Annotated in this window: 11 protein-coding genes and 3 pseudogenes; 9 read left to right on the top strand and 5 right to left on the bottom strand. The window is 33.6% G+C overall.

Going from position 1 to position 14,742, the window contains the following annotated elements:
• Positions 1-279 precede the first annotated feature (279 nt).
• Positions 280-672, bottom strand: coding sequence for a TraR/DksA family transcriptional regulator (locus AAGD90_RS00850; RefSeq protein ID WP_341821979.1), 393 nt, complete (start codon positions 670-672; stop codon positions 280-282).
• A 106-nt stretch (positions 673-778) separates the two neighbouring features.
• Between AAGD90_RS00850 and AAGD90_RS00845 the strand changes: the two genes are divergently transcribed.
• Positions 779-1,426, top strand: a complete 648-nt coding sequence (locus tag AAGD90_RS00845; RefSeq protein WP_010963039.1) for a heme exporter protein CcmB — start codon at positions 779-781, stop codon at positions 1,424-1,426.
• A 476-nt stretch (positions 1,427-1,902) separates the two neighbouring features.
• On the opposite strand, the pseudogene AAGD90_RS00840 reads toward AAGD90_RS00845, so the two are convergent.
• From AAGD90_RS00840 to AAGD90_RS00830, 3 pseudogenes are all read right to left on the bottom strand, one after another.
• Positions 1,903-2,217 (bottom strand): annotated as a pseudogene (locus AAGD90_RS00840) (tRNA (guanine-N7)-methyltransferase); the annotation flags it as partial.
• A gap of 15 nt (positions 2,218-2,232) precedes the next feature.
• Positions 2,233-3,579: pseudogene (locus AAGD90_RS00835) on the bottom strand (IS110 family transposase).
• A gap of 268 nt (positions 3,580-3,847) precedes the next feature.
• Positions 3,848-4,198, bottom strand: a pseudogene (locus AAGD90_RS00830) (tRNA (guanine-N7)-methyltransferase); the annotation flags it as partial.
• A 151-nt stretch (positions 4,199-4,349) separates the two neighbouring features.
• Between AAGD90_RS00830 and AAGD90_RS00825 the strand changes: the two are divergent.
• The 3 genes from AAGD90_RS00825 to AAGD90_RS00815 all read left to right on the top strand — a co-directional run bounded on the left by AAGD90_RS00825 (position 4,350) and on the right by AAGD90_RS00815 (position 6,709).
• Positions 4,350-6,002 (top strand): 30S ribosomal protein S1, encoded by a 1,653-nt coding sequence (locus AAGD90_RS00825; protein WP_341821978.1) that lies wholly within the window; start codon positions 4,350-4,352, stop codon positions 6,000-6,002.
• A 29-nt stretch (positions 6,003-6,031) separates the two neighbouring features.
• The gene (locus AAGD90_RS00820; protein ID WP_010963035.1) at positions 6,032-6,310 is read left to right on the top strand and encodes an HU family DNA-binding protein; all 279 of its coding nucleotides are present in this window, start codon (positions 6,032-6,034) and stop codon (positions 6,308-6,310) included.
• A 72-nt stretch (positions 6,311-6,382) separates the two neighbouring features.
• Entirely contained in the window at positions 6,383-6,709 is a 327-nt protein-coding gene (locus tag AAGD90_RS00815) for a cell division protein ZapA (RefSeq protein WP_010082086.1), read from the top strand.
• Here the strand turns inward: AAGD90_RS00815 and AAGD90_RS00810 are convergent.
• A complete protein-coding gene (locus AAGD90_RS00810; protein ID WP_006279484.1) occupies positions 6,684-6,962 on the bottom strand; it encodes a succinate dehydrogenase assembly factor 2 in 279 nt (92 codons plus the stop codon). The genes AAGD90_RS00815 and AAGD90_RS00810 overlap by 26 nt on opposite strands.
• Positions 6,963-7,061: 99 nt before the next feature.
• On the opposite strand from AAGD90_RS00810, the gene rseP reads away from it, so the two are divergent.
• Genes rseP through AAGD90_RS00785 form a run of 5 tightly spaced genes read left to right on the top strand, consistent with a single transcriptional unit; the run spans position 7,062 to position 14,441 of the window.
• Entirely contained in the window at positions 7,062-8,180 is a 1,119-nt protein-coding gene (gene rseP, locus AAGD90_RS00805) for an RIP metalloprotease RseP (RefSeq protein ID WP_341821977.1), read from the top strand.
• An 8-nt stretch (positions 8,181-8,188) separates the two neighbouring features.
• Positions 8,189-10,525, top strand: coding sequence for an outer membrane protein assembly factor BamA (gene bamA / locus AAGD90_RS00800; protein WP_138264850.1), 2,337 nt, complete (start codon positions 8,189-8,191; stop codon positions 10,523-10,525).
• On the top strand, positions 10,526-11,077 hold the full coding sequence (locus AAGD90_RS00795; protein WP_341821976.1) for an OmpH family outer membrane protein: 552 nt from the start codon (positions 10,526-10,528) through the stop codon (positions 11,075-11,077).
• Between the two features lie 4 nt (positions 11,078-11,081).
• Positions 11,082-11,513 (top strand): 3-hydroxyacyl-ACP dehydratase FabZ, encoded by a 432-nt coding sequence (gene fabZ / locus AAGD90_RS00790; RefSeq protein WP_010082082.1) that lies wholly within the window; start codon positions 11,082-11,084, stop codon positions 11,511-11,513.
• A 45-nt stretch (positions 11,514-11,558) separates the two neighbouring features.
• Complete coding sequence (locus tag AAGD90_RS00785) at positions 11,559-14,441, top strand: FAD-dependent oxidoreductase (RefSeq protein WP_341821975.1); 2,883 nt, start codon at positions 11,559-11,561, stop codon at positions 14,439-14,441.
• The last annotated feature ends 301 nt before the right edge of the window (positions 14,442-14,742 follow it).

The following is a 14,742-nucleotide window of genomic DNA, read 5'->3' as shown; positions in this document are numbered from 1 at the left end:
CACATTTTAGACTTCTTTGTTGAAATAAAACAGAAACAAAAGTGCTGTCCCTTGCACTCTTTGGATAATTTAATGATAAAAAATTTGGAGAGAAATTTTATACACTATCGCTGATATTTTTCCTTAAGTTGACGCCATTGCCTGAACGGATACAACTTAATTTTTAATCTGCAGGAGTCAAGTTGAGAATGTCCAATTTTCCACTTTCTTTATAGCATAACATACTTCAGCGCCTCTTGCTCCTCTTGAAGTCCAATGGGCTCACCACTTATGTGTAAATTAATCGTTAATGTTGTACACGTTCTTTTCTTTTTCTACTCTCTCTTGCTCTTCAATACAATATATAGCAAGCGGATTAGCTTTAAGTCTTTCGACTCCTATTTCTTCTCCTGTTCCATCGCAGTAACCATAAGTGCCTAATTTTATTTTTTCTAACGCCTCCTTAATTTTTTCTTTTCTATCTTTTCGACGCTTGATTAATTCCTCGTTTCCACTATCTTCATCAGAATAGTATGTATCAATACTATTATCTTCTAGTTCTTGTTTCTCTAACTCAGCGAGTATTGATTGTAACTTTAAGCTGAAGTATTCCAGTTGTTTTACGCTCATATATTCTTCATCTTTTGAAGGAGTGTAATCTTCTGGTGACTTTATTTTTGGTAACTTTTCCATAATTGCATTATCAAAAAAATAATAAAACCTATATAATTTATGAACAAAAAATTATACTACCTCAAAGTAAACACTATAATTTATAATAAACATTTAAAAGCCTAGTATGATCGACTCAGTAAAAAAATTAGTAATAGATGATAAGAACTTTACCTATATAGTATGTATTTTTATCATAATGTTAAGTTTATCTTCATTTACACTTAAAAACAACAATAAACAAGAAGTTATGTTAACATTAACATGGATATGTGCTACATTTGTTTTGCAGATTTCTACAAATAATTTGTTTACATCTGATTATCATGATGGAATATTAGAGCAAATCTTTGTACAGCCACTCTCTTCTAGGCTTATAGTTGCTTATAAAATTTTCGCTCACTGGTTATTATTTGGGTTACCGATTTCAGTAATTTCTTCCATATTCAGCTTTGCAATTCTAGGCAATAGTATTGAACACTCAATAGCAGTTGGAGTGTCTTTATTATTTAATACGCTGATAATCACTAATATTTCAGCTACTGGAAATGCATTGATGATTGGTCAAAACAACTTAGCATCAGGAGTATCGCAAATTCTTGTTTTGCCAATGATAATGCCAACCTTTGTGTATTTTAAAATGCTAACTCAATTTGAAAATTTATCCTTGAATATTTATACACTACTAATCACCATCTTAGTTTTTGTTATTTTGATTGTTAACAGCACCATAACTACTCACATGGCACTAAAATTTGCTGTGGAACAGGATTGAAAAATCTTACTGTTATTCAGTAGACTTCTTGCATAACCTAGAAAAAAGGCAAATAGTTATTATAGATTTAGGTTTATCGACAATTTGAAAAACCTTCATTCCAGCATCCTTCCCTGTCATCCAAGTAGCCCTTCGTTGTCATCCCAGTGTCAAAAACTGGGATAACAGCTAACCTGACAACCGTCATCCCGCTACTTGTTAGCGGCTAAGAGATACCGTGACGGTATGACGGTTCGCGGTGGCATGACGATAAGCCTCATCATCCCGCTACGTGTTAGCGCCGCGGCGGTATGACGATTCGCAGCGGCATGACGAGAAAGGGGCTACTTGGATGATACCTTTTTTCTACTTAGTTTGGGTTATGCAAGAAGTCTATTCCTTCATAAGGAGAAGTAGTTAAAGGAATTTACTCTATTTCTCCCTCTTTTTTTATTATTTTTAATCTATAGTTAACGTAAAAGAGATATGCAAAAACTCTATTGATCCATAGTCTGCAAATTATTAATAACACTTACTTTAAAGAACCTCACTTTACGCTGATCTTTGAGCGCTCTTCTGTGGTATTTTGTAAGAGTATAACTTGTGAAATCGTCTTCCCTATAGATTAAAGAGTTACACTGCTTTATATGTGATGCTATCCACTCTGCATAGTCCTGATGATCGGTTGCAATGAATATTTCCCCTGTTATAAGTATTTTTTTTGCTAATAAATTTAAAAATTCCGTATTAATTAATCGTCTTTTATTGTGACTTCTTTTTGGCCATGGATCTGGAAAGAGAATAAAGAATCTTCTTCTAAGAAACTCCTAAGAACCTTCTTCATCTATCGGCTCCTCTTTCATTAGTATATAACCAAATTCCTTTGCTTTTTTAGTCAAATTTTTGACTACTCTCTCTTTGTAGAGTGTTTCATAATAGTTCATTCCTTTTTCTACATATTCTTGTCCATATTTTAGCATATTATAAAAAATACATGCTAATTTCCTTGCTGTAGCAGTGATCGCTTTTGGTATCCCTAGTCGCTTCTTTAACCTCCTGCAGTATGCACCAAGTGCAGTGTTGCTTCTTGATACACAATGAGCAGCAAGTCGCAAGGCAGTTGCAGCACGATTAACAACTTTACGAGTTCTTGTTCCAATAATTTTCCCTCCTGTAATTTTATTAGCAGGACTTAATCCGAGCCAGGAAGAAAAATGCTTTTCTGTCCTCCATTTATTGTGATTTATACCTGTTTCTGAAATGACAGCCTGTATACTTAATACATCAAGTCCTGGAACTCTAGTAAAATCCATCCCCGTTATTCGATATAAATCTTCATCTACGGCAAAATCTGGACTATTCTTCTGTTTTCTCTTTCGTGTCTTATTCAATGCCCTGTTCTCATTCGACTTTGTTTCAAATGTTTTATAGTAATTTTCTATACTTTTATCACATCCCGTTATTTGCTCTTGAAAAAAAGTATATGCTGCATATTCTTGTTTTAGCACAAACAAGTGTTCCTCTCTATAATCACCAGCTAACGCTTTTGCTATAGTAGACTGATCATTTTTTATTCGTGCATCCCTGAATTTAGCCAATTTCTCAGGATCTCTTTCGCCTTCAATTATAGCTTCAATGATTTTCATACCAGTTATCCCAGTAATATGACTAATAACCTTGTGTAATTGAATATTCATTTGAATTAGCGCTTTTTGCATACGTTGAGTATGTTTAGCTGCATTTTCAATTAGATTAGCACGTTGTCTAACGTAACTACGCAGTACACACATTTGATTATCCGGTCTAAATGATCCTTGAAGCAGTCCATAGCTGTGCAATTATTGCAGCCATTGACAATCTTGAACATCAGACTTTCTACCAGGCACATTTTTGACATGTCGCGCATTTACTAATTTTACTTCAAATTTATGTGATTCTAATATTTGAAATAAGGGAATCCAATATACTCCAGTTGACTCCATGGCTACAGTTCTAACCTGACACTTTTTTAACCACTTTGCTAAGTTGTGTAGATCTACTGTAAAGCACCCAAATTTTTGGATACGTTGTTCATCTCTTCCTTCAGGTACACATACATAATGTACAGTCGAGCCAATATCAATCCCTGCTGCATCAAGGTTTATTGTTTTTAATTTACTTTTTGCTTCTGCCATATAAAATCCCTCCTATATTATTATGATAAGAAGCACTTCAGCTTGGGACGGTTAGGTTATACAATCTTCTAAACGAGGTAGCCCAAAAAGAACTCCATCAATGGTTTTACCATTTCCCCCAAAACCATGCTTTCAAACGGGCATTTATAGCACCATTGATTGTTTCGGTTATAGCTGCAGAAGCGCTTCTTCATAACACTATACCCAAAGAACATAAAGTAAAGAGGGAGTTTCTTTTTGGTTTTACAGATTTTATCTGTTCTGGGCTTTCAACACTGTTATCAGGAAAATTTGCAATCAATTCTCTTGCATCTTCTGTCCACATTAAAATATTTTTTATGTTCTGTATTTCTATGTTTGTTAGCAAGCGAGAAACCCCCTTTAAGTAGGGCTCACATCCTATAAATAATAGATCAGGTTCATTGAGCACCTGGTCAAGCATATTTTCACCGTTGCCAAAGCCTATTTCTACCCATATTCTTTTTTGTGAATTTACAATTTTCTCTATAGATTCCTTGCTGTTTTGAATAGAATATTTTTCCAATATTTCATCAACATCAGGTTTTAGCCTGGACCTTCTGGAGAACGATCTAATCCACTTGCTATTCTTAAATAGCATATTCTTGATACATATATAATTTTCTCACTATATTTTATATAGCTTAAACAATTCTCGAAATGAGTTAATGAAAAATTACTTGTCAATAATTGTTAATATTATATAATATATGAGTTCTAATAAAGTTTAAGTTAAAGGTAAAGGTAAAGGTATGAATAATAATAATCCAGTCGTAAATCTACCGGTTACTATCAGAAAGCTATCATCAAACAAATTTATAGAAGAGATATGTCAAGGCCAATTTGAGGATCAAGATAATACCTTGTTTGAAGATTCTTTTGTTAACAAAATTAAAGAAGGAGATGTGGTAGAAGGTGTAATTACAAGAATAAACCCTAACGACGTTGTGGTTGATATTGGTTTAAAATCTGACGGGAGAATTCTGATCAAGGAACTCGGTTGTAATGATGAGGTCATTATTGGCTCGAAAATCAGAGTTTATGTGGAAAGAATTGAAGATTATCATGGTAATGTTGTTCTTAGTCGTGAAAAAGCAATTAGGGACGAAAAATGGAATAAGTTGGAAGAAGATACAGTTACAAGGGCTGAAGTAAGCGGAGTTATTAAACGCTCAATTAAATGTGGCTTTATTGTTGATCTTGGTGACGGAACAAGCGCTTTTTTACCGCTGAGTCATGTGGATTTGAAGCAAGTAAAAGATGCGAAGCACCTTATTGAAACTGAACAAAAGTTCATCGTGCTTAAAATGGATAAGAAGCAGGGCAATATTGTAGTATCAAGAAAGCTGGTGTTAGAAAAATTGCACGCTGGTGAAAAAATTAAATTTTTAGAATCTTTAAATGAAGGCGATATAATAGAAGGGAAAATAAAAAGTATCACTCATTACGGTGTATTTGTCGGTATTCATGAATCAGATGTAGTGGGAGTTATAGATGGATTGTTACATATTACAGATATCTCTTGGAGTAGGGTAAGTCATCCGTCTGCAGTTTTTACTTGTGGTCAGACTATAAAAGTTAAAATTATAAAAATAGATAAGGAAAATGCTAAAATTTCCTTGGGTGTGAAGCAGCTAGAAGATAGCCCTTGGCAAGATGCAGAGTCAAAATATCCAGTTGATAGTGTGCATAAGGGTTATGTAACAAGCATAGAAGATTATGGATTATTTGTTGAGCTTAGACCTGGAATTGAAGGTTTAGTGCACTCGTCAGAAATAACTTGGGTTAAGAGTAATTTACCAGTTAGTAGTCTCGTAACAAGGGGACAAGAAGTATATGTAAAAATTCTCAGTATTGACATTGCTAAGAGTAGGATGAGTTTAAGCATGAAAAGGTGTGTAGACAACCCTTGGCAAGTATTTATCAATAAATATCCTCCTGGTTCTATTGTTTCTGGTGAAGTGAAGAATAATACCGGCTCATATGTATCTGTTGCTTTCGGTGATTCTGAAATAGATGAGAACGTAGAAGGGACAATATATGTGAAAGATTTTAGTTGGTCTAAAAATGGTTCAGATGAGATAAAGAAGTATAATGTAGGTGATAAAATAGAAGCAAAAGTAATAAGGGCTAACGTGAATCGGGCAAGAATTTATCTTGGAATAAAACAAATAGAGTATGATCCTCTTGAAGAACTGATAAAGAAAGTTAAGGTAGGTGATAAAATACAGGTTATTGTAGGTAAGAGAGAAGATAATGGACTAGTCGTTGAAGTTGAGAACGATGTAACCCTTCTAATAGATCAAGAGCATTTACCAGAGAATAAAAAACTCTCTATATCAGAAAAAATAGAAGTTGAAGTATTGGGTGTTGAAGAATATAACATAGCATTATCTGCTAAGTGATAAGGTTTACTTATTTTGGCTTCATATAAATGGCAACAAAGTCTGATATAATAGCGAGGGTAGCAAAAAGACATCCTTTTTTAGATAAGATTGTTATAGCAGCTATAGTTGATAGATTTTTTGGGATACTTTCAAGCACATTGAAACATCATAATAGAGTTGAAATTAGGGGGTTTGGTTCTTTTTCAGTTAGAAGTTATAACTTGAAAGAAACAAGCCATTTAATGTTACAGAAGTTTACAAAGAATCAATACTTTAAAACATATTTTCGTAGCAGTAAAAAATTATCTGATTTGATAAATGAATAAAAATTTATACCATAAATAAGATGAAAGTAGGGGTTTGAGTTTATACTGTACGATAGAAATTTTTAGCACCATATGCAAGTAGTAGAAATAGTTATACGTAATAACACATATAAAATATCTTGCGAAAGTGGGAAGGGGAATCATTTATTACGCCTTGCTAATAGTTTTGACAAGTTAGTTAGTTCTGTATCTCAAAAAACTGGAGGTAAGGGTTCGGATGCATTAAATTTCTTACTTGCAGCACTAATTCTTGAGGATAAAATTTTAGAATTAACAAAGCGATTAGATGAAGTAAATCAAGAGCGCGAAAAGTATAGAAACGAGAAAAGAATAGAATATACTGAGGTACTAGATAAGGTAAATAAGATTATCACTAATCTTGAGTGCATAAAGGATTAGCTTCAATAAAGCAAGCAATTAAATTGACTATCTGACTATTCAAGCCAGGAGGGAGGTTTGTCTTACGAGTTATGTAACAATATAATTCGTAATCATCAAGATCAACTATTTTTTCGTATTCGATTAGTTCGCTTAAGGAAAATTTATCAAGATATTTCAATGCGAAATGCCCTAAAAGTATATCGGTTTCTTTGCAACCCCTATGCCAGCTTCTATATATTAATTTTCTTCTGAGTAGTGAGGTATCTGTCATTACAATTAAACTTTTTTTAATTTAAAAGTTAAACTAAATACTTGTCAAGCGAGGCGCATTTTAATATACTTAACATTTTGTTAAGATCTAAATATACAGGTGGAATTAATTTCTAATCTTATCCATCAATTTAGCGATGGAATATATTATTTTTTATCATTTTCTTTAATAATTTCTGTCATAGTATTCGTGCATGAATATGGGCATTATGTTGTTGCCAAAGCATGCAAAGTTAAAGTTGAATCTTTTTCCATAGGTTTTGGTCCTGAAATTTTTGGTTTTAACGATAAGTCTGGAACTAGATGGAAATTAAGCGTTGTTCCATTGGGTGGTTATGTTAAAATGCTAGGAGATACTAATGCAGCGAGTGTCCCAGCTGATCAACAAGAATTAACGGAAGAAGAAAAATTGTATTCATTTCATACAAAACCGCGTCATAAAAAAGCAGCAGTAGTTTTTGCAGGGCCTTTTGCAAACATGGTATTTGCTGTTATAGCTTTTACAATATTTTTTAGCATAGCAGGTTATTATCGCACTCCACCGGTGATTGAAAATGTAATCGAAGGTAGTGCAGCTAAGCAAGCTGGTTTGTTGCCAGGTGACACTATTACACAAATCAATGAGCATAAAATAAAATACTTTGAAGATATTTCACGTGTGATAATGTCGAATCCTAAAACAAGAATGGAGATTGAGTATAGCAGAAATAATGAGAAGCACAGGACCAGTTTAACTCCATTAATAATCAAGGACAAAGACGTTTTTGGCAACACAATAGAAAGAGAAACTATAGGGATTATTTCAGTCAATACATTAAAGCAGTCGTCTTTTCTTGGGGCTGTGAGCTTATCAGTAAGTGAAACTTACCACACTATGTGCTTAACGATTAAAGCTATCTTTCAAATTATTGTTGGTAAGAGGAGTGCAAGTGAAATAGGTGGACCAATAAAAATCGCAAAATATTCAGGACAATCAGCTAAAAAGGGATTTATTATGGCTCTATATTTTATGGCAATCATTTCAGCTAATTTAGCTGCAATTAACTTGCTGCCAATACCACTGCTAGATGGTGGGCATTTATTTCATTATATCATAGAAGCGGTTATACGTAGGGATTTAAGCTTGAAATGTCAAAAATATGCAGCTATTTTTGGTGCTTTAGTGTTGTTTTTGCTTATGGCAACTGGAATGTCAAATGATATTAGGGATCTTTTTTGAAATAAAATATGAAAAAGCTATTTTATATACTGGTAGTGGTTTTTATTTCTTTTCCTGCCCTGCTTGTTGCTTTAGGAACTGCGGAAAAAGTGCAGGTGAAAGATGTCAAATGTATTGGTAATGAGAGGGTAAGCAACCAGACAATAGGGTTCTATATAAAACTAAAATCTGGTGATTATATAAACGACGATGATATAGACTCAATTATAAAAGATCTATATAAAACAAAGTTATTTGCTAGTGTTAATGCTTACATAGATGATAAAAAAAATTTAGTAATAAAAATTCAAGAAAATCCACTGATTAACAAGGTAGTGTTAAAAGGCAATAAGTTATTTAACAGCAAAGAGCTGCTAAGTAATGTGATTCAATCAAAGTCGCTAACTATTTTAACTGAAACAAAATTGCAAAACGATTTAGTGAATTTAGTCACTACTTATAGAAATAACGGTAAGATTGGTGTTAAAATTGAATATGACCTGAATAAGCTTGATGGCAATAGAGTCAATCTAATTTTTAAAATAAAAGAAGGCAAAACCTCTAAAATTAAGGATATAAGATTTATAGGCAACAAAAACTTTTCTGAAAATGAGCTAGAGCAAGTTATCAAAAGACATAGTAATGACATATTTAGTAAGTTATTTAGAGCTATTTTTAAAGGCGGAAATCATTATTCACCGCAATATCTATTGATTAACACAGAATTGCTCGATCATTTTTATTCATCTAAAGGATATATTCAAAATAATATTCAACCAATTGTTGAGGTTGATAATAACAATCAAACAGAGTTAACTTTTTTGATTGACGAAGGACAGCAGTATTTATTTGGAAATAATGAGGTTAATATTGAAACTGAAATTCAGGATTTGAGCCTAAAAGAAGAAATATTGGATTTTATAACAGAGGAAAACGATAAGATATTTAATAGAGTTAAAATTAATAATACAGTAGAAAAAATAAACAAATATTTAAATGAGAAAGGATATATATTTGCAAAAGTTAATCCAGAGTATGCACAACGTGACAATGTTGTAGATGTAACCTACAGAGTGCTGCCGGGTAAAAAGATTTATATAAATCAAATTACAATTGATGGTAACGATCGCACTTTAGATAAAGTGATCAGAAGTAAGCTAAGTGTAGCAGAAGGTGATGCGTACAATATATCTGAGATTCAAAAGTCACGTAAAAAACTAATGAGTAGTGATTTTTTTGAAACAGTGAAAGTAAATAGTTATGCAGTTAATGATAATGCAGTAAATCTTGACTTAAGTGTTAAAGAAAAAAACACTACTTCGTTGTATTTGGGAGGAGGTGTGTCTCTTCCTGGTGGAGCATTGATTAAAATTGACCTCAAAGACCGTAATTTATTTGGTACTGGAAAAGAGCTCTCTTTTGCTCTTGAAAAAAGTCAATACGTATTTTCTACTGATTTAGAGTTTGTTGAAAATAATTTTAACGATTCTGATACGTCACTAGGCATGGGTGTATTTTATGAAAAACAAGATAAACCAAACACTACTTTTGATAGTTGCGATATGGGATTTTTTACAAAGTTATCATATAAAGTCACAGAGAACTTAACTAATTCCCTTCGCTATTCTTATAAGTATAATCATATACACATGGATAATAAGGGTGGACAAGACACCGATATCTCTGAAATAATACTGGACCGAAAAGGTAAACATCAGATTTCATCAGTGGGATACACGTTGGCATATAATAAACTGGATAACCTCTATACTCCAAAAGAAGGGTATTTACTGCGCTTAAGTCAGGATATTTCAGGATTGGGAGGAAACGTGAATTTCCTGAAATCTGAATTCTTATCTTTTTATACGCACCCTATATTAAGCAAAATTGACGATGATATAACGCTACGCTTTAAGATGGCGGCAGGTCATATTTTTTCTTATACTGATGAAAATCTAAACATTGGCCAGCACTTTTTTAAAGGGGGTAATGAGATTAGAGGGTTTGACCTTTCCGGTATTGGACCAAGAGCAGAAGACAAAAATAAAAGCTCATTAGGAGGCAAAACTTATTTTAATCTAACACAGCAAGTGGATTTTCCTCTACCAAAACTATATGACTATGCTGGTATCAAAGGCTCACTATTTGTTGACTATGCAACACTTTTTGGCTTAGATGATAAAAATAAGAAGTATGAAGGGAAATACTATGATAGCAAGCTTGTGAGAGTGTCACCAGGTTTTGGCTTTTCAATGCTTTCTCCTTTTGGTAGACTTAGATTGGATTTCGGGTTTCCTTTAGTAAAGGAATCTTATGATATAATACCATCACCAAATGTTAAATTTTCTATTGAAGCGGGGATTTGAATGAAATATATACAGTTATTTATATCAGTTATTGCCTTAATTATTTCCTTATTTGTGGGGTATAAGTTTGTAGGATATCAACCTCAGAACACAAAGGCTGCAATTATCGATAGTGACAAAGTCATCAATGAATCTCTTGCTCTGCAAAATATACAACAACAAATAAAGGAGCAGAATTCTAGATTACAACAAGAATTTGAAAATGAGTTAGAAAAACTTAAGCCATCAAAAGAAGAATTTGACCTTTTGTCAGAAGAAGCAAAAAAGGAAAAGACAGGACAATTTAATAAGCACACTGTAAATGTTAGAGATAATTATGCTAAAAAAATGTTACATTTAGAAGAAAGCTATAGAGAAGCAGTAGAGAGTGTTTTTAACAAGATAAAAGAAGTCGCTAAAAAAACGGCAGAAAAAAACAACACAGATTTGGTACTATTTATTTCAAAAAAGAACCAAGTTTTATACTCCATGGATGAAGTTGATTTATCAGATGTGGTATTAAACAATATAAACAAGGAAATACCTGAATTTGCTTTAAAAGGCATTGAATAGACTTATGCAATTTAATATCAGTGATATTATAAAAACACTACCACATTCTTATCCGTTTCTCTTAGTAGATAGAGTTATAGAGTGTGATCCTGGTAAAAGTATAAAAGCAATCAAAAATGTGACTTTCAATGAGCCATTTTTTATTGGCCACTTCCCTGGTCATCCGATAATGCCAGGAGTCTTGATAATTGAATCTCTAGCTCAGGCATCTGCTATATGTGTTCTAGGTAAAGAAACAATAGAAAATAAAGTTGTTTACTTGAGATCCATTGAAAATGCAAAATTCAGAAAGCTAGTTACTCCAGGGGACACATTGATTCTTCAAGCTAACATTCAAAGTGTGTGTTTAGGTGTATACAAATTTAGGTGTATTGCATCTGTTAGCGAAGAAAAAGTTGCAGAAGCAACAATCTCAGCAGTATTGCAAAATAAATAAAATCTTCATCTGTAAGAAACAGCATGTACACTTTATAGTATAGCAATGAAGCTGAATTTCAAAATCTCATTTTCGAATCTATATACTCGCAATGGATTAACAAAATTAGATGAGACATTTTTGAATTATATTAAATCATGTGATGAGAGCTTGTTTTGTTCATTAATTGAAGCAAGAGAAAAAGCAGCTTCTTCTTCGATGTCATCCCAGTGTCACCTCCCATCATCCCAGTGTCACCCCCCGTCATCCCAGTGCTTGACACTGGGATCTAGAAAACAAGAAGGACGGTCAGCTACTTGGATGACAGATAGTCAGTTAATAGTAGACCTCTCATATTTACTTGATGAATTTATTGCAAAACTTTTCAATGTTGAAAAAGAAATAGAGGAGCTAAAGAAAAAGCACAACGACTTTGCTGTAATATATAAGTGCAAAAGATTATTTGTCCAACGCTATGCATTGAAGAAATACACTAATGTGGCGAATATAAATATTACTAACAAACTAAGTCCTTTTCTCACTTTGCCAACAACAGAAAAAAATTTCGCTGAGCAGGTGATGCATTGGTTTGAAGATAAAGAAAATCACAAAGAGGAAATAGAACTTGCGGCACAATATGCAGCGTGGAGAGTGAAAAATAAACAGAGCATATTATTTAGCATACATAAAAAAATTGACCACGAAAACCTCATACCATTTTCTAAAAAAGAAGTAGACAAAGTTGAAGTGCTGTATTCAAATGAAGTAAAAAGACGATACGGTTTTGACCTAACAAGTGAAAAGGCTAGTTTAGATAAAGCATTGGATAATGCTCACTACTGCATATTTTGTCATAAGCAAAGTAAGGATAGCTGCTCAAAGGGGCTAATTAATGATGACAATACTTTCAAAAAGTCTCCACTTAGAGTTGAACTGCACGGCTGCCCACTAGAGCAGAAAATATCAGAAATGAATCTGGTGAAAAGCGAAGGGTACAGCATAGCAAGTCTTGCAATTGTGATGATAGATAACCCATTATGCGCGGCTACTGGACACAGAATATGCAATGACTGCATGAATTCGTGCATATATCAAAAACAAGAACCCGTAAATGTGCCAGCAATTGAAACAAGGATTCTGGATGATGTGCTCAGTTTACCGTACGGATTTGAAATATATTCTCTGCTCAGCCGTTGGAATCCTTTAAATTTTCAGCGTTCATTGCCAAGAGAAAACACCGGAAAAAACGTTCTAGTTGTAGGCCTTGGTCCTGCTGGTTTTAATTTAGCTCATCATTTGTTGAATGATGGGCATAACGTTATCACCATTGATGGACTAAAGATTGAACCTTTGATCGATAATTTCCAGCTAATTAAAGATTTCAAACACGAAAAATTGAGTGAACGCACGGCAGGAGGGTTTGGTGGGGTGGCAGAATATGGCATTACTTCTCGGTGGGATAAGAATTACTTAAAGATTATTAGATTACTGCTGGAAAGACGTGAGCATTTCGCACTTTATGGAGGCATTCGTTTTGGTGGCACGATTAATGTTGATGACGCGTTCAACTCGGGTTTTGATCACATCGCCCTAGCACTTGGCTCTGGTAAGCCACGAATGATCAAAATAAAAAACATACTAGCTCGTGGAGTACGCATGGCATCTGATTTTCTGATGTCGTTACAACTGACTGGCGCTCTTAAATTTGATTCTATAGCAAATCTGCAAGTTCGTATGCCGATAGTTGTCATAGGTGCGGGGCTTACTGCGATTGACACTGCCACTGAAGCTTTAGCGTATTATCCAATTCAAGTAGAAAAATTTCTTCTTCGTTATGAGATATTAGTTGATAAGTATGGAAAGGACTGTGTTGAAAAAGATTGGACAGAAGAAGAACACAAAATTGCAAATGAGCTCATATCGCACGCACAATTGATCCGAGAAAAGCAAAAGTTAGCAAAAAAAGAGAATAGAGAAATAAAAATATTAGAGTTAATGCAGAGCCTCGGGGGAGTGAAAGTTATATATAGAAAAGAGCTAAAAGATTCACCGAGTTATCGATTAAATAGCGAAGAGGTGCAAAATGCACTGTCAGAAGGAATTTACTTTATTGAAAACTTAGAGCCAGTTGAAGTTGTGACGGATAAATATAACCATGCTGAATTAATAAAACTGATAGACACAAAATCCGGCGAAATCAAACGTATAAAAGCACGTTCTATTTTTATAGCAGCAGGTACTGAGCCAAATACAGTTATTGCAACAGAAGATAAAAAGCATTTTAAATTAAGTAATGGGTATTTTACTCATTTGAATTCATCAGGAAAAGAAATAGACCCAATATTTTCTCCTAAAATGCAAAATAAAGATAGAATATTAGTGTATAAGCAAGGCAATAAAACAATCAGCTTTTTTGGTGATCTTCACCCTTCGTATAGTGGCAGCGTCGTGAAAGCTATGGCAAGTGCTAAAAACGGCTACCCTATTATTTCTCAGCTTTTGAGTGGAGTTAATAGCTTCGTTTCTGTCATTCCAGTGTGTGATGTTGTGGGCCAGAAAAAAAATGCGTGGTCAAGTGTTGAAGACCTGGCTAATAAAGAATTATTTAATAGAATCAAAGAGCAATTCACTGCAAAGGTTATAAAAGTTCAATATTTAACAGACAAAGTTGTGGAAATAGTGATCAAAGCACCACTTGCGGCAAAGAATTTTAAGCCTGGGCAATTCTTTAGATTGCAAAATTTTGAAACCAATGGCAGAAAAGCCAATAATACAAACCTTGCTATGGAAGGTATAGCCGTAACCGGCACTGAAGTAGACAAAAAAAAAGGAATTATTTCCACTATTGTGCTGGAAATCGGCGGCTCCACTAATTTATGCAGACACTTAAGAGAAGGCGAGCAAATAATTCTTATGGGCCCAACTGGCAGACCTACTGAGGTTTACTAAGTCTCAATATTAAAGTGATGCCAAATTTTATTTCAAAAAGTAAATAATTTACTAACGCTCGTGCACAAATTAAAAATAAATTATGCACGAGTGTAGCGTTATGAATTAGGAGTGCTATATTAAAGCTTACCTCACTATTAAAGCTATCGGTCAGATTAGATTAAAAACCTAATCTGACCGGTTTCTCTATAACCCTCTAAACTCTGATATAATTATATGATAATTAGTTTAATTAGTGGTTAATATGCAAATTGATTTTATTCATATATTGAGATAGCATAAACCATATTGGTTTTAATTA

The sequence above is a fragment of the Wolbachia endosymbiont (group A) of Ischnus inquisitorius genome, from assembly GCF_964026985.1.
GTDB classification, from domain to species: domain Bacteria; phylum Pseudomonadota; class Alphaproteobacteria; order Rickettsiales; family Anaplasmataceae; genus Wolbachia; species Wolbachia pipientis.
The sequence above is the reverse complement of the archived record's forward strand: the minus strand, read 5'-3'. Positions and strand labels throughout refer to the sequence as shown.